This is a genomic window from Variovorax sp. GW821-FHT10C12 (assembly GCF_059415405.1).
Map to the genome: position 1 here is coordinate 541,225 of NZ_JBWKNE010000002.1, position 22,252 is coordinate 563,476.

25 protein-coding genes are annotated in these 22,252 nt (G+C 68.5%); 16 read left to right on the forward strand and 9 right to left on the reverse strand.

Annotated features, from left to right (window positions below):
• Positions 1–67: 67 nt before the first annotated feature.
• A complete protein-coding gene (locus tag AC07OH_RS15770; protein WP_495301308.1) occupies positions 68–1,621 on the forward strand; it encodes a M20/M25/M40 family metallo-hydrolase in 1,554 nt (517 codons plus the stop codon).
• Positions 1,622–1,645: 24 nt separating this feature from the next.
• On the opposite strand, the gene AC07OH_RS15775 is transcribed toward AC07OH_RS15770, so the two are convergent.
• Positions 1,646–2,497: a symmetrical bis(5'-nucleosyl)-tetraphosphatase gene (locus AC07OH_RS15775; RefSeq protein WP_495301309.1), complete on the reverse strand. Its 852-nt coding sequence runs from the start codon at positions 2,495–2,497 to the stop codon at positions 1,646–1,648.
• Positions 2,498–2,520: 23 nt separating this feature from the next.
• Here AC07OH_RS15775 and AC07OH_RS15780 point away from each other — a divergent pair, with 23 nt between their 5' ends.
• From AC07OH_RS15780 to AC07OH_RS15805, 6 genes are all read left to right on the forward strand, one after another.
• The gene (locus AC07OH_RS15780; protein WP_489061873.1) at positions 2,521–3,831 is read left to right on the forward strand and encodes a hemolysin family protein; all 1,311 of its coding nucleotides are present in this window, start codon (positions 2,521–2,523) and stop codon (positions 3,829–3,831) included.
• Positions 3,832–3,847: 16 nt separating this feature from the next.
• On the forward strand, positions 3,848–4,789 hold the full coding sequence (locus AC07OH_RS15785; RefSeq protein WP_495301310.1) for a BUD32 family EKC/KEOPS complex subunit: 942 nt from the start codon (positions 3,848–3,850) through the stop codon (positions 4,787–4,789).
• Positions 4,790–4,829: 40 nt separating this feature from the next.
• Positions 4,830–5,801, forward strand: a complete 972-nt coding sequence (locus AC07OH_RS15790) for a VWA domain-containing protein (RefSeq protein WP_492677698.1) — start codon at positions 4,830–4,832, stop codon at positions 5,799–5,801.
• 10 nt (positions 5,802–5,811) lie between these two features.
• Positions 5,812–7,140: an adenylosuccinate synthetase gene (locus tag AC07OH_RS15795; protein ID WP_495301311.1), complete on the forward strand. Its 1,329-nt coding sequence runs from the start codon at positions 5,812–5,814 to the stop codon at positions 7,138–7,140.
• An 18-nt stretch (positions 7,141–7,158) separates the two neighbouring features.
• On the forward strand, positions 7,159–7,584 hold the full coding sequence (locus tag AC07OH_RS15800; RefSeq protein WP_495301312.1) for a hypothetical protein: 426 nt from the start codon (positions 7,159–7,161) through the stop codon (positions 7,582–7,584).
• A gap of 79 nt (positions 7,585–7,663) precedes the next feature.
• Positions 7,664–8,299, forward strand: coding sequence for an FABP family protein (locus AC07OH_RS15805; RefSeq protein ID WP_495301313.1), 636 nt, complete (start codon positions 7,664–7,666; stop codon positions 8,297–8,299).
• Positions 8,300–8,305: 6 nt separating this feature from the next.
• On the opposite strand, the gene AC07OH_RS15810 is transcribed toward AC07OH_RS15805, so the two are convergent.
• Positions 8,306–8,662 (reverse strand): tetratricopeptide repeat protein, encoded by a 357-nt coding sequence (locus tag AC07OH_RS15810; protein ID WP_495301314.1) that lies wholly within the window; start codon positions 8,660–8,662, stop codon positions 8,306–8,308.
• Between the two features lie 99 nt (positions 8,663–8,761).
• Between AC07OH_RS15810 and AC07OH_RS15815 the strand changes: the two genes are divergently transcribed.
• Both AC07OH_RS15815 and AC07OH_RS15820 read left to right on the forward strand, forming a co-directional pair.
• Positions 8,762–9,247, forward strand: coding sequence for a DUF2165 family protein (locus AC07OH_RS15815; protein WP_495301315.1), 486 nt, complete (start codon positions 8,762–8,764; stop codon positions 9,245–9,247).
• 76 nt (positions 9,248–9,323) lie between these two features.
• Entirely contained in the window at positions 9,324–9,668 is a 345-nt protein-coding gene (locus tag AC07OH_RS15820) for a hypothetical protein (RefSeq protein WP_495301316.1), read from the forward strand.
• A 4-nt stretch (positions 9,669–9,672) separates the two neighbouring features.
• On the opposite strand, the gene AC07OH_RS15825 is transcribed toward AC07OH_RS15820, so the two are convergent.
• Together AC07OH_RS15825 and AC07OH_RS15830 are read right to left on the reverse strand one after the other, a co-directional pair.
• The gene (locus AC07OH_RS15825) at positions 9,673–10,137 is read right to left on the reverse strand and encodes a GNAT family N-acetyltransferase (RefSeq protein ID WP_495301422.1); all 465 of its coding nucleotides are present in this window, start codon (positions 10,135–10,137) and stop codon (positions 9,673–9,675) included.
• A gap of 4 nt (positions 10,138–10,141) precedes the next feature.
• On the reverse strand, positions 10,142–11,128 hold the full coding sequence (locus tag AC07OH_RS15830) for a LysR family transcriptional regulator (protein WP_495301317.1): 987 nt from the start codon (positions 11,126–11,128) through the stop codon (positions 10,142–10,144).
• Positions 11,129–11,481: 353 nt separating this feature from the next.
• On the opposite strand from AC07OH_RS15830, the gene AC07OH_RS15835 reads away from it, so the two are divergent.
• Positions 11,482–11,745 (forward strand): hypothetical protein, encoded by a 264-nt coding sequence (locus AC07OH_RS15835; protein WP_495301318.1) that lies wholly within the window; start codon positions 11,482–11,484, stop codon positions 11,743–11,745.
• A gap of 13 nt (positions 11,746–11,758) precedes the next feature.
• Here the strand turns inward: AC07OH_RS15835 and AC07OH_RS15840 are convergent, their stop codons facing one another.
• The gene (locus AC07OH_RS15840; protein WP_495301319.1) at positions 11,759–12,046 is read right to left on the reverse strand and encodes a helix-turn-helix domain-containing protein; all 288 of its coding nucleotides are present in this window, start codon (positions 12,044–12,046) and stop codon (positions 11,759–11,761) included.
• Between the two features lie 112 nt (positions 12,047–12,158).
• On the opposite strand from AC07OH_RS15840, the gene AC07OH_RS15845 reads away from it, so the two are divergent.
• From AC07OH_RS15845 to AC07OH_RS15870, 6 genes are all read left to right on the forward strand, one after another.
• Complete coding sequence (locus tag AC07OH_RS15845) at positions 12,159–12,428, forward strand: hypothetical protein (protein ID WP_495301320.1); 270 nt, start codon at positions 12,159–12,161, stop codon at positions 12,426–12,428.
• A gap of 82 nt (positions 12,429–12,510) precedes the next feature.
• Complete coding sequence (locus tag AC07OH_RS15850) at positions 12,511–12,666, forward strand: hypothetical protein (protein ID WP_495301321.1); 156 nt, start codon at positions 12,511–12,513, stop codon at positions 12,664–12,666.
• 63 nt (positions 12,667–12,729) lie between these two features.
• A complete protein-coding gene (locus tag AC07OH_RS15855; RefSeq protein WP_495301322.1) occupies positions 12,730–13,104 on the forward strand; it encodes a hypothetical protein in 375 nt (124 codons plus the stop codon).
• 31 nt (positions 13,105–13,135) lie between these two features.
• A complete protein-coding gene (locus tag AC07OH_RS15860) occupies positions 13,136–13,714 on the forward strand; it encodes a dihydrofolate reductase family protein (RefSeq protein WP_492677718.1) in 579 nt (192 codons plus the stop codon).
• A 114-nt stretch (positions 13,715–13,828) separates the two neighbouring features.
• Positions 13,829–15,073 carry an Lcl C-terminal domain-containing protein gene (locus AC07OH_RS15865; protein WP_495301323.1) on the forward strand — a complete coding sequence of 415 codons (1,245 nt, stop codon included), beginning with the start codon at positions 13,829–13,831 and terminating at the stop codon, positions 15,071–15,073.
• Between the two features lie 103 nt (positions 15,074–15,176).
• Positions 15,177–16,337: an ABC transporter substrate-binding protein gene (locus tag AC07OH_RS15870; RefSeq protein WP_495301324.1), complete on the forward strand. Its 1,161-nt coding sequence runs from the start codon at positions 15,177–15,179 to the stop codon at positions 16,335–16,337.
• Between the two features lie 81 nt (positions 16,338–16,418).
• Here AC07OH_RS15870 and AC07OH_RS15875 read toward each other — a convergent pair whose 3' ends face one another.
• The 4 genes from AC07OH_RS15875 to AC07OH_RS15890 all read right to left on the reverse strand — a co-directional run bounded on the left by AC07OH_RS15875 (position 16,419) and on the right by AC07OH_RS15890 (position 22,213).
• Positions 16,419–17,774, reverse strand: coding sequence for a DUF8696 domain-containing protein (locus AC07OH_RS15875; protein WP_495301325.1), 1,356 nt, complete (start codon positions 17,772–17,774; stop codon positions 16,419–16,421).
• Positions 17,775–17,885: 111 nt separating this feature from the next.
• Positions 17,886–19,670 carry an ATP-binding response regulator gene (locus AC07OH_RS15880; protein WP_495301326.1) on the reverse strand — a complete coding sequence of 595 codons (1,785 nt, stop codon included), beginning with the start codon at positions 19,668–19,670 and terminating at the stop codon, positions 17,886–17,888.
• A 40-nt stretch (positions 19,671–19,710) separates the two neighbouring features.
• A complete protein-coding gene (locus AC07OH_RS15885) occupies positions 19,711–20,400 on the reverse strand; it encodes a response regulator transcription factor (protein ID WP_489061846.1) in 690 nt (229 codons plus the stop codon).
• A gap of 286 nt (positions 20,401–20,686) precedes the next feature.
• Positions 20,687–22,213, reverse strand: coding sequence for an FAD-dependent oxidoreductase (locus AC07OH_RS15890; RefSeq protein ID WP_495301327.1), 1,527 nt, complete (start codon positions 22,211–22,213; stop codon positions 20,687–20,689).
• Positions 22,214–22,252 lie beyond the last annotated feature (39 nt).

The window sequence follows — 22,252 nt, forward strand, 5'->3', positions numbered from 1 at the left end:
AGCTGCCCGCTTTTTATGCTGCGCAGACACCCCGTTCCTCGTTCTGCTCCCTTCTGCGCTGCCATCCATGCCCACTCGTTCCCCCCGCTTTCCCCGCCGCCTGATGGCGCTGCTCCCCACGGCCGTCCTGCTGCTGGGCCACGGCCTCGCGCAGTCGGCCGAACTCTCGCCGGCCCAGGCCGAGCGCCAGGCGCAGGGCACCTACCGCGAGTACTTCGAGCTGCTGGCCCTGCCCAACGACGCCACCGTGCCGGAAGACATCCGCAAGAACGTCGACTGGCTGGAGCAGGCCTTCCGCAAGCGCGGCTTCACGACGAAGCAGCTGCCCAACAGCGGCAAGCCGATGCTCTACGCCGAGTTCCCGGGCAGCGACCCGGCGCGCAAGACGGTGCTCTTCTACATGCACCTCGACGGCCAGCCGGTGATCCCCGCGCAGTGGGCGCAAAAGAGCCCGTGGACGCCTGTGCTCAAGCGCAAGACGGACAAGGGCGAGTGGGAAGAGATCGACGCGGCCCCGCTCTTCAGCGGCCCGCTGGACCCCGAGTGGCGCGTGTTCGGCCGGGCCTCGGCCGACGACAAGGGCCCGATCATGATGCTGCTGGCCGCCATCGACGCGCTGAAGGCCGGCGGCGGCCAGCCGGCGGTCAACGTGAAGGTGATCCTCGACAGCGAGGAAGAAAAAGGCTCGCCGTCCATCAGCCAGGTCATGCAGGCGCACCGCGAGCTGCTGCGCAGCGACGCCATCGTGATCCACGACGGCCCCATGCACGCCACCAACCGGCCCACGCTGGTGTTCGGCAACCGCGGCGCGGCCGATGCGCGGCTCACCGTGTACGGCGCCAAGGTGCCGCTGCACAGCGGGCACTACGGCAACTACGCGCCCAACCCGGCGCAGCGCCTGGCCAGCCTGCTGGCCACGATGAAGGACGACACCGGGCGCGTGACCGTGCCCGGCTACTACGACCGCGTGAAGATCGGCGAGGCCGAGCGCAAGATCATGGCCGCCGTGCCCGACGACGAGGCCGCGCTCAAGCGCCGCCTGGGCATCGCGCGCACCGACAAGGTCGGCGCCAACTACCAGGAGGCGATGCAGTACCCCTCGCTGAACGTGCGCGGCATGGCCTCGGCGGCCGTGGGCGACAAGGTGGCGAACATCGTCCCCGACAAGGCCGAGGCCGAAATGGACCTGCGCACCACGCCCGACTCCGACGCGCCTTATTTGGGCAAGCTGATCGAGGCGCACATCGTCAAGCAGGGCTACCACCTCGTGAAGGGCGCGCCGACCGACGAGGAGCGTGCCCGCTACGACAAGATCGCGAGCTTCAGCTACCGCAGCGAGGGGGCCGATGCGGCGGGCTCGCCGATCAATTCACCGATCGGCCAGTGGGCCTACAAGGCGCTGACCGACACCTTCGGCACCACGCCCGAGCCGGTGCGCATCCGCATGATGGGCGGCACCGTGCCGACCGCGGAAATCGTGCGCGTGCTGCAGGTGCCGTTCGCGATCATTCCGCTGGTGAACGCCGACAACAACCAGCACGCGGCGAACGAGAACCTGCGCATGGGCAACTACGTGACCGGCGTGCAGACGGTCTACGCGCTGATGACGCACGGGTTCTGAGCCTCCGAACGGGGCGGGTGCCCGTCAGGCCCCTTTGCCGGGCTTCTGCGCCTGCTCGCAATTCACCTGGACCAGTTCGCGCTGGTCCAGCGTCGCGCCGAAGCGCACCGCGCTGAGGCAGCCGCCCCACACGCAGCCCGTGTCGGTCGACAGCAGGTCGGGCCGCGAGAGCCAGCCCAGCGTCGACCAGTGGCCGAAGGCGACGGTGGCCGCGGCCGTCTTGCGGCCCGGCACGTCGAACCACGGCAGGTAGCCCTCGGGGCCGGGAATGGCGCCGTCCTTGCTCTCGAACTCCATCACGCCCTCGGGCGTGCAGTAGCGCAGGCGCGTGAGCGCGTTCACGATCACGCGCAGCCGTGCGTGGCCCGTGAGCGCGTCGTCCCAGTGGTCGGGCGTGTTGCCGTACATCTCGTGCAGGAAGTCGCCCAGCGCGGGGCCGCGCAGCACCGACTCGACCTCCGACGCCAGCGCCAGCGTGTCGCCCACCGTCCACTGCGGCAGCACGCCGGCATGCACCATCAGCAGGTCGCCGCCGCCGATCTGCAGGTGCAGCGCCATGTGCTGCTGGCGCAGCCAGTCGAGCATCGCCTCGCTGTCGGGCGCGGCCAGCAGTTCGGCCACCGTGTCCTTGCGGCCACCCTTGCGCACGCCGTGCGCCACGCCCAGCAGGTGCAGGTCGTGGTTGCCCAGAAGGCTCAACGCCGAGGCGCCGTAGCCCTGCAGGCGGCGCAGCACCGCGGCCGAATCGGGGCCCCGGTTCACCAGGTCGCCGAGCACCACGAGGGTGTCGCGGCTGGGAGAGAAATCGATCTTGTCGAGCAGCCGGCCCAGGGGGGCATCGCAGCCCTGGACGTCGCCGATACAGTAAAGTGACATTCCCTCATTCTCTCCCCCTGTTCATGGATGTCTTCCTGCTGGCCTTGCTGACCACCCTCAATGCGGTGTTCGCAATGTCCGAAATGGCCCTTTCCACCAGCCGCCGCGCACGCCTCGCGGCCTTGGCCGAAACGGGGGACACCGGGGCGGAGGCCGCGCTGAAGCTGATGGAATCGCCCACGCAATTCCTCTCGACCGTGCAGATCGGCATCACGTCCATCGGCATGCTCAGCGGTATCGTGGGCGAAGCTGCTTTTGCGGCGCCGCTCGCGGTGTGGATGGAAAGCGTCGGCATGGGCGCCGGCACCGCCAGCGTCGTGTCGACCGCGGTGGTGGTGACCTGCATCACCTTCTTCACCATCATCTTCGGCGAGCTGGTGCCCAAGCGCATCGGCCAGCTGTACCCCGAGCCGGTGGCGCGTTTCGTGTCGCGCCCCATGCGCAGCCTGGCCAAGGGCGCCAAGCCTTTCGTGTGGCTGCTGGCCGGTGCCACCGCCACCACGCTGAAGCTGCTGCGCATCGACGCCAACGCCGCGCGCTCGGTGACCGAAGAAGAAATCTCGGCCAGCCTCGAAGAAGGCGTGGACGCCGGCGTCATCGAGCAGCACGAGCACCAGATGGTGCGCAACGTGTTCCATCTGGACGATCGCCGCCTGTCGTCGCTCATGATCCCGCGCGCCGACATCGAATGGCTCGACGCCTCCAACACCGTGGCGCAAGCGCTGCAGAAGGTGGCCGACGCCGCGGCGCTCAACCTCGTGCACTCGTGGTACCCCGTGTGCCGCAACTCGCTGGACGACGTGGTCGGCGTGATCAGCGTGGCGCACCTGCTGCGCCTGGGCTCGGCCCACACCGGCGTGCTGGGCCAGGAGGCCACGCCGGCCGTGTTCGTGCCAGAGACGCTCACCGGCATGGAGCTGCTCGAGCAGTTCCGCACGCGCGCCGGCCGGCTCGTGTTCGTGGTCGACGAGTACGGTGTGGTGCAGGGCCTCATGACCCCGCGCGACCTGCTCGAGGCCATCACCGGCGAGTTGCAACCCGGCATGCAGGCCGATGCCTGGGCCCACCAGCGCACCGACGGCGTGTGGGAGCTCGACGGCCTCATGCCCGTGTCGGAACTGCGCGCGCGCCTGGGCATCCGCGAACTGCCCGACGAAGAGCGCGGGCGCTACAACACCGTGGCGGGCCTGCTGATGTCCGTGTCGGGCCACTTGCCCGCCGTGGGCGAGCACATCGACTGCGCCGGCTGGTGCTTCGAGATCGTGGCGCTCGAAGGGCGCCGCATCGACCGCGTGCTGGCGTCGCCGGACCCGGCGGCGCCGCAAGAAGACTGAAGAGGAGGGCGCGGCCATGCTGTCGCTGCTTGCACTGAGTTGCCCCCAATGCTCGGCCCCGCTGCCGCGCGCGGCGCGCTGGCGCACCGTCAACTGCGGCTACTGCGGCGCCACCATCACGCGCGGCACCGAAACCGTCGAGCGCGAGAGCTTTCGCGCCGCCTGGCGCCGCGCCAACGCGGCGCAGCTCGCGGACACCGGCCGGCTGCTGCAATGGCGCGGCGCGCACTACCGCGTGCTCGCGCCGCTGGGCAAGGGCGAGCACAGCGAGGTGCTGTTGGCCGAACGGCTCGGCGCGCTGCCCGAGCGCGTGACGATCAAGCTTGCGCGTGACGAGGCCGGCAACGCCGTGCTGGCGCGCGAGGCCGCCGTGCTGCAGGCGCTGCAAGCCCTGTCGGTGGCCGGTGCGGCCTACTTCACGCGGCGGCTGCCGCAGCCGCTGGGCCTGGGCGCGGCACAGGGCCTGGGCGATGGCGAGCGGCAGGCGCTCGTGCTGCGCCACCCGACCGGTTTCTGGGGCAGCCTGCAGGAAGTGCAGCAGGCCAATCCGCAAGGCATCGATGCGCGCCATGCCGTCTGGCTCTGGCGGCGCATGCTCGAGGTGCTGGCCTTCGTGCACGGCGCCGGCTGGACGCACCGCGCGCTCACGCCTGCGCATGCGCTCGTGCATCCGCGCGACCACGGCGTGCTGCTGATCGGCTGGTCGCAGGCGAAGCAGGACGTGTCCGGCGGCGCCATCGGCCGGGACCTGATGGCGTCGGCGCGCAGCGTGCGCGCGTTGCTGTCCGATGGTGCTGTGCCCGCACCGCTCGCCGCCTTGCTGCGCGAGTGCAGCGACGACGCCATCGCCTGCGAGCGCCTGGGCGCGCAGGGCATCGAGCAGGCACTGTCGGCCGCTTCGCGCGAAGCCTTCGGGCCGCCGCGCTTTGTTCATTTCGACCCCGCGCCGGCCGGCTAGCAGTCAGCCTTTCAATTTTTCCTCACGAAGGAGCACCTCCATGGGTTACGGAAACTATTCGCACGCCGCCCACGCGGCCATCGTGGCCGACCGCGCAGCCAAGTCCGGCAGCGAGGTCTTCACGCAGACCGCCACGCACGCGCTCATGAACCCGCAGGGGCTCAAGGTGCGCGAGTCGCGCGACAACGCCGACCACCCGAACTCGCTGGGCATCGTGTTCGCGCTCGACGTCACCGGCTCGATGGGCGACATCCCGCAGACCCTCGCGCGCCGCGAGCTGCCCACCTTCATGAAGCTGCTGACGGACTGCGGCGTGGCCGACCCCCAGCTGCTGTTCATGGCCATCGGCGACGCCACCTCCGACCAGGCACCGCTGCAGGTGGGGCAGTTCGAATCGACCGCCAACCTCATGGACCAGTGGCTCACCTGGAGCTACCTCGAAGGCGGCGGCGGGGGCAGCGGCGAAGAAAGCTACGAGCTGGCCTTCTACGTCATGGCGCAGCACACCGACATGGACTGCTGGGTCAAGCGCAAGAAGCGCGGCTACCTGTTCGTCACCGGCGACGAGCTGCCGTACCCGGCCGTGTCGCGCCACCAGGTCGAAGGGCTCATCGGCGAGAAGCTCGACGAGGACATTCCCATCGAGGAAGTCATCGCCGCCGCCGCCGAGACCACGCACCTGTTCTTCCTGATCCCCGACGCACAACGTCGCCGCCGCTGCGAGCCGCGCTGGCGCGAGCTGCTGGGCGACCACGTGATCTGCATGGACTCGCCCGACGACGCCTGCGCTGTGGCCGCCGGCATCGTCGCGCTCACCGAGAAGGCCGTGCCCAATCTCGACGCGCTGGCCCGCGTGATGGGCGCCACCGGCATGGCCAAGGAACGCGTGGGCGGCGTGCTGCACGCGCTCGACGGCTACGCCGCGCTGCTCGATCCGACTGCACCGCGCCGCGCGACGCCGGCTGCGGGCAATGGGGCGCGCAGCTCGTGGTGGAAGCGGCTCTTCGGTTGACCGTTTGCCATTGAGCTCCACGCGCTACGCTTCGCTGCTCGGCCTCGGTTTCGGCGACTGCGGCAAGGGCCGTTTCACCGATTTCCTGTGCGGCGCCTGGGGTGCCCACACCGTGGTGCGCTTCAACGGCGGCGCGCAGGCCGGCCACAACGTGGTGCTGGCCGACGGCCGCCACCACACCTTCTCGCAGTTCGGCGCGGGCAGCTTCCATGCCGGCGTGGCGACTGTGCTCGTCAGCCCGGTGGTGGTGCACCCGACGGCGTTGCGCGTCGAGGCCGAGGTGCTGCAGCGCGCGGGCGTGCCCGACGCTTTTGCTCGCCTGTTCGTCGATGCGCGCTGCCGCGTGACCACGCCGTTCCATCAGGCTGCTGGCCGCCTGCGCGAATGGGCACGCGGCACCGCCGCGCATGGCAGCTGTGGCGTCGGTGTGGGCGAGACCGTGCGGCAAGCACTGGCCGCGCCTGAAACGACGCTGCACTACGGCGACCTTGTTCACCCCGCGCGCACGCTCGACAGGCTCGAGGCCTTGCGCCTCGCGCTGCACCGGGAGTTCGCGAACGCGCTGCCTTCGTCGGCAGACGCCGCGCAAGAGCTGGCCGTGCTCGCCGATGCCTCGCTCGCACCACGCTGGCTCGACGCCGTGCAGCCCTGCCTGCGCCAGTCGCCGCCCGCGAGCGCCGATGCCATCGGCGAACGGCTCGCGCGCGCCGGCACCGTGCTGTTCGAAGGCGCGCAGGGCGTGCTGCTCGACGAGTGGCGCGGCTTTCATCCGCACACGACCTGGAGCACCGTCTCCACCGCCGCCGTCGAGGCGGTGCTGCGCGACGTGGGCATCGCGTCGCCCGTGCAGCACCTGGGCGTGCTGCGCAGCCACCTCACGCGGCACGGCGCCGGGCCGCTACCCACGCACGACCGCGCGCTCGATGCGCGGCTGGCCGAGCCGCACAACGCCGACGAGGGCTGGCAGGGCGCGTTCCGCCGCGGCCATCCCGACGCCGTGCTGCTGCGCTACGCGCTCGCTGCCGCCGGTCCGCTCGACGGGCTGCTCGCCAGCCACCTCGATACGCTCGCGCACGCGGACCTGCGCTGGTGCACCGGCTACCGCGGCGCCGACGGCCACACGCTGTCGTCGCTGCCGCTGAGCGACGCACCCGACCTCGACCACCAGCACGTGCTGACCCGCCTGCTGGAAGGCGCCCAGCCCCTGTACGACCCGCACCCCGTCGCCAACGCACCCGAGTGGGTGCAGCGCGCGGAAGCCCTCAGCGGCCTGCCCGTGCGCTTCGGCGCGTTCGGCCCGGTGCGCGAGGCCGTCCGCGCGCGCGACCTGCTGCTCTGATCTCATGAGAAAGCCTGCGTGACCTCCAACGTCTTCCTGATCGCCGGCGCCGTGCTGAGCGCCATCGCCGCGCTCTTGCATGTGTGCGTCATCTTCGGCGGCCCGGCTTGGTACCGCTTCTTCGGCGCGGGCGAGCGCATGGCCGCGAGCGCAGAGGCCGGCCACCTGTACCCCGTGGCCGTCACGCTGGTCATCGCCGGCATGCTGGGCGTGTGGGCCGCCTACGCGCTCGCGGGTGCCGGCGTGCTGCAGCCACTGCCCTTGCAGGCGCTGGTGCTGCCCGCCATCACGGCCGTGTACCTGCTGCGCGGGCTCGTCGCCGTCGCGATGTGGCTGTTCGACCGGCGCCGTCTCAGCGCTTTCTGGGTGTGGAGCTCGCTCGTGTGCTTCGTGTACGGTGTGGTGCACCTCGTCGGGCTCGTGCAGGTTTGGGGCACGCTCTGACGACCTACCTGCGGCGGCACTCAAGCAGAATCAGAACCGACAAGCTTCTCTCCGTTTTCTTTCTCCCACGACACACACCATGACCACACCCGAAGACATCTACACCGAACCCCCGGCCGATCCCGACACGCTCGCCAACCTCGGTCCGCTGCGGCCGATGGCGGGCATCTGGGAGGGCACGAAGGGCGTCGACGTCAAGCCGAAGAAAGACGGCCCGAAGACGCAGGTGTACGTCGAACACTACGAGCTGCAGCCCATCGACGCGCAGACCAACGGCCCGCAGCTGCTGTACGGCCTGCGCTACCACACCTACATCCACAAGCCCGGCCTCACCAAGATGTACCACGACCAGGTCGGCTACTGGCTGTGGGAGCCGGCCACCAGCACCGTGTTCCTTACGCTGGCCATTCCGCGCGGACAGGTGGCCATGGCCAGCGGCCACGTGAAGCCCGGCGACACCGAGTTCACGCTCAGCGCCGAGCACGGCAGTCTGGTGAACGGCATCGTGTCGAACCCGTTCCTGGAGCGTGCCTTCACCACGCTGGCGTGGAACATCACGGTGAAGATCAACGCCGACGGCACCTGGTCGTACGACCAGGACACCGTGATGCAGATCCTGGGCCAGGCCGAGCCTTTCCATCACACCGATCGCAACACGCTCACGCGCGTCGGCGAGCCCGGGCTCAATCCGCTGGCGAAGACGGCGGCGGCCTGAGGCCGTTCAGTCGGCGGGCGGCTTCGGCGTGCGCAGGCGCCGCAGCCGCACGGTGAGTTCCTTCACCAGCTGAAGCTCCCCGCGCCGCTGCGCCACCTCCAGCGCCTGAGTGAACGAGGCCTCGGCCTTCGCAGAATCGCCGAGCGCCAGCGCGAGCAGACCCTGCAGCCGCCATGCGGCCGTGAATTCGGGGTCGAAGGCGAGCGCCTTCTCCACATGCATCCGCGCCGTGGGCGCGTCGTCGCGCCGGTGGTGCGCCAGTGCGAGGCTCATGCGCAGCAGGGCGCCGTCGCGGCCGGCGGCCAGCAGGCGTTCGAGCGCTTCCGGTGAGGGGCCGGGTGGGGTGGGGGCGGCGGTGTTCATGGCGTTCGTTCGACCTTCCTTGAGGGACTTTGAGCGCAGACCGGCGGGCGCGTCAATATCAAAGAATAATCTTTGATATTTAACGCCACAGGCGCCCCGATGAATCTCCCTACCTCTGTCTGGCTGTTCCAGTCCCTTCACGCGCTGGGCATGGCGCTGTGGCTGTCGATTGCGGTGCGCAACAACTGGCGCGGCTTTGCGGGCTCGGCGTTCGCGGTCGGCGGCACGATGTCGATGGCGCCGTTGCGCGTCGATCCCGCCATCGACACGCCCTTGCTCACGCGGGCCATCCGCTCGGTGGCACTGCACCGCGCGGCGCTGGGCGTGGTGCTGGCACTGCAGTTGGTGGCGGCACTGGCGTTCTGGGCCGGCAGCGCGATGCTGGTGGTCGGCGGCGACCTGGCGGCCGCACGACCGTGGCTCAACCTGGGGCTCGCCGGCTTTGCCGCCTTCCTCTTCGCCATGCACCTGGGCGGCCTGTGGTTCGCCTACTGGATTCGGCAGGATGGCTTGCAGCTCACGCACCTCGTGCTGTTGCTGTGGGTGCTCGCGGCGTTCTTCCTGTTCAACCAGTCGTGGCATTGATGCCGTCTTCGTCCTACGCGCGCCGTGAGGCCACGCCCACAGCCCGCGCGACGGTCAGCACCCACCATCGGTCCCCATGAACAGAGTGATTCTTGCGTGCCTGGGTGTGGCTGCTTGCACAGCGGCCGTCGTGGCCATTGCGGAGCCCGTCAAAGTGCCCATCGACAGCGACGACAAGGGCACGGCCTACATCGCCCCCAACGTGAACTCCACCGAAACCTCGGCCCGCACGAACGGCGCCACGGTCGGCGTGCAGCGCCCGGATGGCAGTGCGCTGGAGGCCGGCACCGACACGTCGGGCAAGCGGCCCACCTATTCGGTCGGTGCCAAGACCGGCGGCGACGTCTCCTTCTCGGGCGGCGCGCATTCGGACGGCAAGGCCAACACCGGCGTGAAGGCCGGCGTCACCATCAAGTACTGATCGATCAGACCATCGTCGCGTAGACGATGAAGCCCTCGTGCTTTGCCATCTTGTCGTAGAGCATCCGCCCCGCCGCATTGGTCGTGTGCGTCTGCCAGTACACGCGGTGCGCGCCCGCGAGCCGCACCTGTTCGTACACGCCCTCGATCAACTGCCGGCCCACGCCCTGGCCGCGTTCGGACGATTGCGTGAACAGATCCTGCAGGTAGCAGTTGGGTTCGATGCGGTTCGTGCTGCGGTGGAACAGGTAATGCACCAGCCCCACCAGTTGCCCCTCGCGCTCGGCCACCAGCGCATGCACCGGCTCGTACGGATCGAAGAAGCGCTGCCACGTGACCTGCGTGATCGCGTCGGGCAGGGCCGTGGGGCCCTCGCGGCCGTAGAAGGCGTTGTAGCCGTCCCAGAGCGGCTTCCAGGCGGCGAAGTCGTCGGGCTTGGGTGGGCGGATCAGGAGCGCGGGCGTGGTCATGAACTCAGGGGGCCTTTCCATTGGGCACGGGTGTGTTGCGCGCCACGATGGCGGCGTTGACGGGACAGGCCGGCAGCGCCACCGGCACTGCCGCGGGCATCGGTTCGGGCACCGGCCCCATCGATTTTTCGAGAAAGTCGAGCATCGCGCGCATCGCCGCGCTGTTGTGGCGGCGCTGCGAGTAGGCGGCGTACAGCCAATGCTCGTGCGGCATGTAATCGCGCAGCACCGGCACCAGTGCGCCGCGCTCCAGGTGCGACTGCGCCAGCGGCTCGGGCACGTAGGCCACGCCCACGCCGCGCAGCGCCAGCTCGATCAGCGCCACTGCGTCGTTGGCCTCCATGCGGCTGTGCACCGCCACCTCGTGCGCCTTGCCGTCGGTTTCGAACGGCAGGTGCGTGGTGGGCATCGGCGAATAGCTCAGCACGTCGTGCCGCGCCATGTCCTCGGGCACCTGCGGAATGCCGCGCTGCGCCCAGTAGGCGGGCGACGCGCACACCACCATGTCGAAGCGCACCAGCCGGCGCACGATCAGGTTCATGTCGTCGATGCGCCCGCCCGTCAGGTGGATGTCGATGCCTTCCTCGATCAGGTCGATGTCGTGGTTGGTGAAATTCAGGCTCACGTACACGTCGGGGTAGAGCTTGATGAACTCCGCGATCACGTCCGAAAGCCAGCCCGCGATGAGCCCGTGCGGCGCGCTCATGCGCAGGCGCCCGCGCGGGTGCGAGCCGTGCGCCTGCAGGTCGTTGAGCGTGTTCTCGGCCATCGTCACCAGCTCGGTGCTGCGTTCCAGCAGCACCTCGCCCGCGTCGGTGAGGCTCAGGGAGCGGGTCGAGCGGTTGAGCAGGCGCACGCCGCTGCGCGCTTCGAGCTCGGCCACATAGCGGCTGACCGTGGCCTTGGACATGCCCAGCGAGAGGGCCGCGCGGGAGAAGCTGCGCCGGAACGCGACTTCGCGGAACGTTTTGATGAGATCGAGACCATCCATAGATCGGCGCATTGTTCCAGCATCGGGGGAGGGGGCACGGGTCGTAGGGGCATCTCGGTTTTGCGCTGTGAAGGGGGTGGGGGTGCGTGGCTATACTGCGGCCGTCACGTCAAAAACAGGCGTGGCCGGGATTGGCGTCCCGTGTAACTGCTGCGACGAAAGCCGCAGATTTCTCCGCAGAGACTCTGTGGCTTTGTCGTTCGTGCCTCCATTTTTTGGCGGCTCGAGCAGGGAGCCGCGAGGCTCGCCGGTTTGCGCAAGCAGTTCCCGGTACGCCAACCTGTTCGAGCTGCCGCCCTCAATTGGCGTTGGGTGCGACGGTTGTTGCAAACCGAACTGCCTGGAGGCCACGCATGGCTCTCGCCCCTTCCGTCACAGCCGAATCGCTCGCCTTGCAGGCCTGCGACGACCTCGACAGCTTTCACATGGTGCGCCGCGCGTATGCGTGCATCGAGAAACTCATCGTGCCGCAATGTGTGAACGACACCGACGATGTGTACCCGACGCGCACCGAACTCGGCGCGCTCGTGCGGCTGGTCAATGAAGAGCTGCAGCGGCGCATCGAAATCGCCGAGGCCACGCTGCAGTCGCTGCGTGCGGCCGTGGGCGATGCCTAGCTAGGCTGACAGCTCAGGCGGGGCGCTCGCCGTTTTCCGCCGGTGGTTGCTGCTGTCGCTGTTGCAGCGTCGTCGAGATGCCGTAGAGCGCCAGCATGCCGAGCACGTGCCCGATGGCAACGCCCGGCTCCCCCGATTCGATCCGCGCGATCGTCTGGACATGAACGCCCAGGCGCGCGGCAGCAACGGCCTGGCCCTCGCCAGCCGTTGTGCGCGCCAGCTTGGCGGCAGCACCGAACGCCTTGATCGCTGCGATCGCGTCGTCTCCGATGTCGGAAGAAATTCGTTTTCCTTGGGCCATTGGGTGATTGTCACTGCTCTTGGAAAAAGTCGAGTGAGGAGGCTTCCGTGCGGAGAGCGCAATGTGCGGCGCGCTTCGGCACAATCGCGCAAACAGCGTTCAAGGAGAAACCATGGCAATCGTTCGAGTGGCAGCAGGCGTCTTCATCCGAAGTGAGTGCGTCGGAAAGGTAATCCAGACACAGCACGTCGAGTCGTCCGTTCGGAAAACTCAAACCGACATTTACGACACCACCGGCCAACACGTCTTGTGGTCGAAGAACACACAGGTGCCGGTCGACGAAGAAGGGGCTGTTGCTATCAAGCGTGACAACCATGGCCACGACGAAATTGTGGGCGCATTGCGCGACGAACGCGACGCCGTGCCATTCAAGCAAACCTGATGGTGATCGGGCCATAGCAACCAGGCCCTAGCGACTCACTTCAAAAGTATTCATCCAGCAACGCCATCTCGGCGAAGCGCGGATGGGCAACCCCGTGCTGCTGCCGACGCCACCGTTCACTGTTGGTGGTGAACTTTCGGTGGACCCTCGTCGCTATCCGCACTTCGCCGGCTACGAGCAGAAGAAGCTCCTCTTGCCGGTGCAAAGAGCGGTGCTTCAACATCTGCTTGCAACCTGAATCGACCGGGGCCGGTCAGTCGAGTGCTGGACGGAATAGAGTCGAAAGAAACCTGAACAGCCTATGAGCGAGGACTTCATCTCCATCAGTCGATCGCTTGTCGAGGACGCATGGAACCACCCCGACAAGTGGGAAGCGAACCTTGCCTCTGCGCAAGAGTTGCTCTCGAAAGCGCTCGTTGAATCCCCTGGCAATGTCCTTGCCCTGACGTGCTTGGGCGCCGTGCTTTCCGATCAAGGCAAGCACAAAGAGGCTGCATCCGCCCTGAAGCGTGCAGTCGAACTCGGCTCCACCGATCGGAACACGTTCTTCAACCTCGGCGTGGCAACGATGAACTTCGGCTCACGCGCGAAAGCCCTGTCTGCATTCCGTGGGGCCGAAGGGCTCCAGGCTTCGCCGCTGTCGTGGCCGGCATACTTTGATGCGCAGGCCCATTGAGCACCCTCCCACCCCAAGCACGGAGACCCGCATGAGAACGCTGAAAATCATGGAGCACATCTCGCTGGATGGCGTGATCCAGACCTCGGGCGAAGACGGTTTTCCCTACGCGGACTGGACCGCGCCGTACCGCAGCCCGGCCGGCCGGGATGAGGTGCTCGCCGCGCATGGCGGGCGCTTCGATCTGCTGCTCGGGCGTCGCACCTACGACATGTGGTCGGACTACTGGCCCAAGGCGCCGAGCAGCGCGATGGCGGATGGACTGAATGCAGCGACCAAGCATGTCGTGACCCACCGCCCCGAAAGCCTTTCGTGGGGTCCGTTCGAAAGCTTGGGGCCGGACGTCGTCGAGGGCGTTCACCGCATCAAGTCGCAGGCGGGCCCGAACCTGATTCTCTGGGGCAGCTCTACGCTGACATCGACACTGCTCGAACACGGTCTTGTGGATGAAGTGCTGCTGGTCGTTTATCCGGTCCTGGTGGGCGCTGGAAAGCGCTTCTTCGCGCAGGGAACCCCACCGCGCTCCCTCGAACTCGTCAGCACGAAAGCCATGCCGTCCGGCCTCCTCGTCAGTGCCTACAAGGTCGCCGGCGCTTTGAAAGCCGGGTAGTCGAACAGCCCGGCAGCGCGAGTGAAATCCGGCGTCACGCCAGACCCATCTGCCCCGTTCGAACTCCTCATGAATACCTCCAGCCTTTCCGCCGCCCGCGCCTATGCACTGCGCATGCTTCGCGCAACAGCCACCGCGATCGCTCTGCTGGGATGGGCCGCCGCGCCTGCCGCCGCGCAGTCGCCGACGACCACCGCCGGACTGACGACAGTGAAGGTGCCGCCCACCGGCGCGCGCACGTGCCTGGGCTTGCAGCAAGACGGCAGATCCGCCCCTCAGTCGTGCACGGACGCGGGGCCGCTGGCCTTGATCCCCAAGCAGGACGGCATGTTGCGCGCGGGCCCACCCGACTACGAGGCGGTGGCCGGCCAACCCTTGACCTCGTGCGTGCGCGACCGGGTGTCCGGGCTGGTCTGGGAGGGCAAGCCCGACAGCGGCAAGCTGGCGTGGATGAGGACACAGGCCGGTCCGCCAGGCACCGGCAAGCTGATCGACAGCTACGGTCCGCACAATGAGCCAGCGCCCGGCAGCCGGGCCAACACCGACGCCTATTCCTACTACGGCGACGGGCGGCCGGGCGATGCCATGGCCTATGTGGCGCAGGTGAACGCGATGCGCCTGTGCGGCTTCACCGATTGGCGCCTGCCCACGGTGGCCGAGCTGTACGGCCTGATCGATCTGGGGGAGCTGATCAACGAACGGACGGGGCGGTGGCCCGCCGAGCAGGCCGCCGTCGATGCGCGATGGCTGCCCAACACCGTGCCGGGCCACTACCTGAGCTCCGAGCCCGACGACCAGACCCGCATCTGGTGCGTGAGCTTCAAGCTCGGGTTCGTCTACAGCTGCAACCGCAGGATGGAGAGAAAGCCGCAGCCGTTGTTCGTGCGCCTGGTGCGCGGCCCCGAAGTGCCCGAGACCGGCCGCTGGCGCGAAGTGCCCGATGAGCGCGGCGTGCCCGGCGGCGTGGTCGAAGACCGCCACACCGGCCTGGCGTGGCGCCGCTGCGACGAGCCGCAGGTATGGAACGGCCAGCGCTGCACCGGAACGGCCGGGCGCTACCGCTATGTGCAAGCCCTGCAGCACGCCGCCACACAACCGGGTTGGCGCCTGCCCACCATCAAGGAGGTGAACAGCCTCGCAGAGCGCTGGTTCAAGAAGCTCGACATCCCCGCCGCCGATTTCCCGGCGTCCGGCACGCAGCCGCTGCGCGAAGGGTATCGGTCCTCCACCGTCTGCACCGCCGGCCCCGCGACGCGGGAGGCCCGTGCATGGATCGGCGGATGGGTGCTGGGCGGTGGGGGCGATGTCTCTTGCGAGGCGCAGCCGATGCCCCTCGGGGTCCGGCTCGTGCGCGAGTGATGTGCAGTGAGCGTCGGTCCCGAAGCAGCGTCGTGAACCTGCTTCCGGGGAAAGGGCGGCCGGGAACAGGCGAGACTCGCTTCACTCATTCACAAGGAACACCTTGATCCACCGCATCCGCACGGCCCTCGTGGCCTGCACCTTGGGCGCCGCGGCACTGGCCGCTTCCGCGCAGGTCAACATCGGCTTCATCGGCACGCTCTCCGGCCCTGGGGCCGCGCTCGGGCAGGAAGAGTACGACGGCTTCATGCTGGCGGTCGAGCAACGCCAGGGCATGCTCGGCGGCGTTCCCGTGACGGTTCTCAAGGAAGACGACCAGCACAACCCCGAGCGCGGGGCGCAGCTGGTGCAGAGCCTGATCGAGAAGGACAAGGTCAGCTTCGTCACCGGCGTGACCTTCTCCGACGTGATGATGGCCATGGCCAAGCCGATGGCCCGGGCGGGCATGCTGTTCGTCGGCTCGAATGCCGGCCCCGCGCCGATCGCCGGCAAGCAGTGCAACACCCGGTTCGTCTTCGCCTCGTACCAGGACGAGTACCAGGCCGGGATCGTGGGGCGCTACGCGGTCGACAAGGGCTACTGGAAGACGCTGTTCATTGCGCCCGACAACGCAGCGGGCAAGGACCAGCTGCGCGGCTTCAAGCGCTACTACTCGGGCGAGGTGATCAGCGAAATCTACGTCCCGCCCCAGCAGACCGACTACGCGGCGGCGCTGGCGCAGATCCAGCGCGTCGCGCCCGATGCGGTGGTGGCCTTCCTGCCTGGCGACCTGGGCGTGAACTTCATCCAGCAGGTGAACCGCTCGGGCCTGCTGAGCAAGGTGCCCTTGCTGACCGTGGGCACGGTCGATGGCACGACATTGCCGCTGCTCAAGGAGGCCGCGCTTGGTGTGGTGGCCGGCGCGGTCTGGGGCCCCGACCTGCCGAGTCCGACGAGCAAGGCTTTCGTTGCCGCCTTCGAAAAGAAGCACGGGCGCATTCCCTCGCAGTACGCGGCGCAAGGTTTCGATGCGGCGCTCCTGATCGACAGTGCGCTGAAGGAGACCAAGGGCTCCGTCGCCGATCGCGGTGCCTTGCGCAACGCACTCAACGCGGCCGACTTTGCGTCGGTGCGCAGCGGCTTCAAGTTTCTGCGCAACGGTTTCCCGGTGCAGGACGGGCACATCTTCGTGGTCGCGAAGGACGCACAGGGCCGCACGTCGCTCAAGCGGATCGCCACGCCGCTGGAGGCGAACCCGGACGGGTACTGGAACGAGTGTCGGTAGGAGAGGTGGCCGGGGCATGTCGCTCGCCAGGTCTTCGGTTCGCGCGGTGCGAGCCGGAAGACCCGGCGGTTCCACTCAGACTCAGGGCGCAAGCGTGAGCTTGAAGATCTGGTTGCCGTTGGAGGCGCCCACGTAGACGCTGCCGTCGCTGGCCACTGCCACACCGATCGGGAAATTGAACGCGATCGCCGCGCCGGTGCTGTCGCGCAGCGTGCTGATCTCGCCCGCAGGCGTGACCACGCGCGCCACGCCGTCCCAGGCGTGCGTCAGGAACACGTTGTCGTGCGCATCCACCGTCACGCCGTAGGAGAAGCCGAGCCGGGCCGGCGTGGCGGTCGTTCCGTCGACCACGCCGCCGTTGGCGCAATCGCCCAGCAGCGTGCTCACGGTGGCGCTGGCCACGTCGATCTTGCGCAGGCACAGGCTGTCGGTGTCCGTGTCGTACAGCGTGCGGCCATCGCGGCTGATCGCCAGGCCTTGCGGGCGCGCAAACTGGGCGGCGGTGCCGACCCCGTCCAGGTTGGCCTGCGTGCCGTCGCCTGCGAGCGTGCTCGTGGTGCCATCGGCCGCGACCTTGCGCACGCGCTTGTTTCCCAGGTCCGCCACGAACAGATTGCCCGCACCGTCGAGCGCGATGCTGGCGGGGTTGTCGAACATCGGCGTGGCCGGGCTGTCGGCATAGCCGGGCGTGCCACCGCCGACCCAGGTGCTGTAGGTGGTGGCGTTGGGGGCGATCTTGTTGATGCGGTGCTGGTCGCTCACGTACAGGGTGCCGTCGGCGGCCAGTGCCAGGCCATACGGCGTATTCATGGTCGACCCCGGCGTGACTTCGGTGCCGGTGCCGCTGGCCGTGTCGATGCGATAGACCGAGCCGTTGCCGCCCATGGCCACGTAGAGGTTCGCGCCGCTGGCGTCCAGGACGAGCTGGTAGGGGTGGTTGTAGGTCACGCCGGTGGTCGCCAGCACGGTGGCGACCCAGGGTTTGACCGTGAGCGTGGCGGCATGGCTGGTCACGCTGCCGCTGGCGCCCGTCACCTGCACGCGCAGCTGCTGGCCGCTGTCGGCCAGCTGGTTGGCCGGCGTGGTGAAGCTGTCGCCGGTGGCGCCGGAGACATCGGTCCAGCTGGCACCGCCATCCGCGCTGCGCTGCCACTGGTAGGCCGTGGCGCGCGCGGCCTGGACCTTCAGCGTGGCGGCCACGCCCTGGCCCACGGTGGTGTCCGACGGCTGCGTCGTGATGGCGGGCGTGGTGTCTTCCGGTGTGGGCGGTGGCGTGCCCTGGGCGGCAGGCGCAGGGGCCGGTGCTGGCGCGACAGCGAAGCCGGGGAAGCCGCCGCCTCCGCCTCCCCCACCACCGCAAGCCACCAGCGCGAGGTTCATCATCAGCAGCGCGGCGGGTGTGCGCCATGCACGGAAAACGGGGCGAGGGGTGTTCATGAGAGGCCTTCCTTTTTTCAGATGGAGTGGATGAGAAGGCCTCCACGGTAGGGTCGGTGCTACCTGCAATCCAGTGTCGAAGGTCATCGACCTGGCGAGAAAAAAAAGTGCTCAGGAGCGCATGCGTGCGTGCGCCGTGTCGTGCGGGGTCAGCGAGGCCAGGGCCTGCAGCAGCCTGTCGGCGGCCACGGGTTTGAGCAGCACCTGCAGCCCGGATTCGAGCATCTGCTGCTGTCGCCGCGGCGCGGTTTCCCCGGTGATCAACAGCACCTGCAAGCCGGGGCCGAAGCGTGCGCGCAGCCGCAGCGCAGCGGCCAGTCCGTCGGCACCGTCGGCCAGCCGCACGTCGCACAGCAGCACCTCGACAGGGGCGCTTCCGTGCGCGGCCTGCACCAGCACGGCCTCGGCTTCGGCCTCGCTGGCCACGGCGTCGACGGCCACGCCGTGGGCCTGCAGCAGCCCGGTGACGGCCTGGCGGATCGCGGCTTCGTCGTCGATGAGCAGCACGCGCTGCGGCAACGGCAAGGCAGCGTCCGGGCGCACGGCGAGCGGCGCGACGCCCGAGGCCGACACCGCCGGAAGCACCAGGCGAAAGCGGCTGCCGTGGTCCAGGCGCGAGCGCACCTGCAGCGGGTGCGCCATCAGGCGCGAGAGCCGATGCACGATGGACAGGCCAATGCCCAGCCCCTGCGCGCGGTCGCGCCCCGGATTCCCGACCTGGTAGAACTCGTCGAAGATGCGGCCCAGGTGCTCGTGCGGAATACCGATGCCGGTGTCGCAGACGTCGATCCACACCAGCGGCCCGCGTGCCCGCGCGGCCACCACCACGCCGCCGCGCACCGTGTACTTGAGCGCGTTGTCCACGAGGTTGGACAGCAGCCGCTGCAGCAGCTGCGGGTCGCTCAGCACCCAGCACGGCGTGGCACGCAGCCGCAGTTGCAGGTCCCGGTCGGTCGCCTGCGCCGCGAACACGTTGTTGAGCGCGAGGAACAGCGGGTTGAGTTCCACGGGGCGGATCTGCGGCGACACCTCGCCGGCGTCCAGCCGCGAAATGTCGAGCAGGGTGTCCAGCGAATCGCCGAGCGTTCCGACCGCATCCATCAGCCGCGCCGCGTGGTTCCAATCGTCGCTGCCCTGGAGCTTCTTCTCGATGACGGCGCCGAACAGCGCGATGGCGTGCAGGGGCTGGCGCAGGTCGTGGCTGGCGGCGGCAAGAAAGCGCGTTTTTTCCTCGCTGGCGCGCTGGGTGGCGGCAATCTGGTGGCTCAGCTGCTCGGCCAGCGCCTCCTTCTCGAAACGCATGGTCAGCGCGGCGGTCAGCAGCCGGTGGTGCTGCAGCGCGAAGATGATCATGACGCCCATGTACAGCAGGCAGCCGGTGGCCAGGAACAGGTGCACGGTGTCGCCGCGCCAGGCCAGCGCCAGGGTCAGGCTGGCCATGCTGGGCACGATGAAGCGGGGGATGTTGCGCTTGAGAACGGCCAGCGACAGCGCACCGCCGGCGCAGCCGCCCATCATCATGACGATCACCATCACCCACAGCCCGAGGTTGCGCCCCGGCGGCACGCACAGCCAGGGCGCCAGGCCCCAGACGCAGGAGCGCACCAGCACGTTGCGTGCATTGAAGCGGGCCCAGTACTCGGGGTGGGCCGCCGCATCGGGGCTGCGCTGGTAGCGCCGGTACGCGCGCCGCAGGGTCAGTGCCAGGTGCAGCGCCATCCACAGCAGCACCTGCCAGCGCCGCGTGGCCACGAACAGGCCGATGCCCAGCGTCTGTGCCGTGAGGAAGTCCGCGAGGTAGGCGGCCGGCGCGTTGGCATGCACCGTGGCCACCTGCTCGCGCAGCACCCGCTGGGCCAGCGCGGGCGGATGCAGGTCGTCATTCATCGCAGGCATGCGGGCATCGCCATGTCGAAGGCCGCACCGCGCGCGCGGATCACCTCAGGCTGCTGATGAGCTGGGCCCGCGAGCGCATGCCGAACAGCAGCAACAGGGTGGACACATGGTTCTTGACCGTGCCCTCGGTCAGGCGCGAGAGCTGCGCGATCTCCTTGTTCGACTTGCCGGCCAGCAGCCAGTCGAGGATCTCGACCTGGCGCGCATTGAGCTGCGGCTGCGGCTGCAATTCGGCCGTCGCCGGTTGCGTGTGCGCAGTGACGGGAGCCGCAGGCAGCCGGGCCGGCATGCCGACCAGGTCGTTGTCCCGCACGTAGCGCAGCACCTCGCCCAGGTGACCGGTCTTGGGCAGGAAGGCCTGCGCCCCGAGTGCCATCGCCCCTTGCAGCAGTGCGTGGCTGTCCTTGCCCGAGAGCACGACCACGCGCGATGCGGGAAAGGCGCGCTTGAAGCGCACGAGGGTGTCCAGCCCCTGCGAGTCGGGCAGGTCGAGATCGAGCAGCACCAGGAAGTGCGAGGCGACATGGAGTTCGTACAGGTGCAATGCGTCGGCGAGGCAGCGTGCCTCGTACACCGGCACGCTGCCGGTCTCTGCCAGCAGCAGCGCCCGCAGGCCCAATCGCACCAGCTCGTGGTCGTCGACCACCAGGATGCCCCGAGCGGGGATGGCAATGCCGGCCTCGCTGCGCAACGGTGCGGCATGTGACGGCAAGGGTGTGGCAGTGGCCATGGTCCGGGCATGTTAGTGCGGACGATCTCGAACCTGAAATGACCAAAGTCATGAGGACGCTGGTCGTGGCAAGTCGAACGACATACGCATGAAGGCATATGCCGTGGGGCATTCCGTTGCGGCGACCTGCTTGCTGCGTGCGTCGCCTTCCTCAACGGTCGCCCTGCACAGTGATCGTCGATGGCAACTGCGTGCCTGACTGCCGCTCGGAAGACCATGGTGGCCGGCTGTCGTCCAAGCCGTGTCGTTGTCGAAGCGCTCGCGAACCTTGCAGGCCCTGCCGCAGTCAAGAACCCAGGACAGCTTCGGCGCAGCGCCGACCCAGGAGCGGGGCAAGGATCACGCCGGGGTGCGCGACCACGGCATACAAGCCTTCGATGTCTCCCACAGCGCCGCAAAGTGGCCTGCCGTCGGTGGTCATGGGACGTTGCACGGCGTTGATGGACAGAAGCGATGGCGCCGTCGCGGCCCCAAGCAGATGCGCAATGGCGTTGCCCGTTCGCGCGGCAAGGGCAGGAAGGCCGGCCTCGCCTTCTTCTGGACAGTCGGCAGCAGACACAAGGCCGCCTCCCAGGGCGGGGCGCAGCTCCATGTCCTGCGCGCAGATCAGGTGGCGAATGCCCTGCGCCTGCGCACCGAATCGAATCAACACGGCCGGCGATGCATGGATCGGAAGGTCGACGCCGACCGTTGCGGCCAGCGTGCGCGCGCCATGGCCGTTGGCGAGCACCACCCTGTCGGCAGGCAGGGTCTGCCCGTCGATCACGACACCTGTGATCCGACGGCCTGCGGCTTCGATGGCTTGAACCGTTCCGTGGCGGATGCATGCCCCGGCAGCCTGCGCGCCTGCCAGCAGTTGGCGTGCGAAGGCGGAGGGCTCCAACGCGAAGTCGCCGGGCGCCCAGGCAGCGAGCGGGGGTGGTTCTGCCAGCAGCGGTTCCTTTTCGGCGACCTGGGAGCGGGAGAGTCGCTCCATCCGTGTGCCGGCGGCTCGATGCTCGGCAATCATGGCGGCCGTTTCATCTTCCGTAGACCCCCAGAGCAGCGCGCCGCGCGCTGCGATCGGCAACGGACCGAGTTCGCGCGCGAGACGGGCGAACGCCTCCAGTGCCTTCAACCGCTCGGCGAACGCTGTCGGGTTGTCGGAAGGCGTGCTCGCGCTGGCACCCACCCATCCGAAAGAGGAGGCGGTTGCAGAGGAGCGATCGTCGGGGGCGCGTTCAATCAACGTGACTGCGGCGCCTGCCCGGGACAGATGCCACGCGGCCGACGCACCCAGGATGCCGCCGCCCACCACGATGACCTTGCTTCTGTGTTTCACGAGAGGGGGGGGGCTCGATGGCCGAGCCAGCACAGGTGCTTCATGCCGTGACGCCACTTCGGGCACGCCATCCAGCGTGGCTCGCGCCCTGGCAAAGCAATCCACGTCGGCTGGCAAGGTCACACCGCTTTGCGCAGAGCGGGTCCAGATGTGGCTCGTGAGTTCGACCGCGTTCGGATCGTCATAGCACCCGCGCGAGATGGCACGCACGTCGGGCCAGCGTTCGAAGGTCAGGCCCATCGTCGTGCCGCACGAGGGGCAGAAATGAACGAAGACTTTCTTGTGGCTGCCGTCCGAGTGATGTGCGTACTGCCGCAGTTCGCCGTCGTTGAACTGCACGGCGTCCATCGGAAAGAGCGACTCGGCGTAGAACGACGTGCCGGTCATGCGCTGGCAGAAGGTGCAATGGCAGGCGAACGTGCGCAGCGGTGGCTGGCTCGTGCTGAATCGGACCTTGCCGCAGAGGCAACCCCCTTCAAGTACAGCTGGCATACGGCACCCAAAAAGAGGGGATTCTGCCCCGGTGGATGG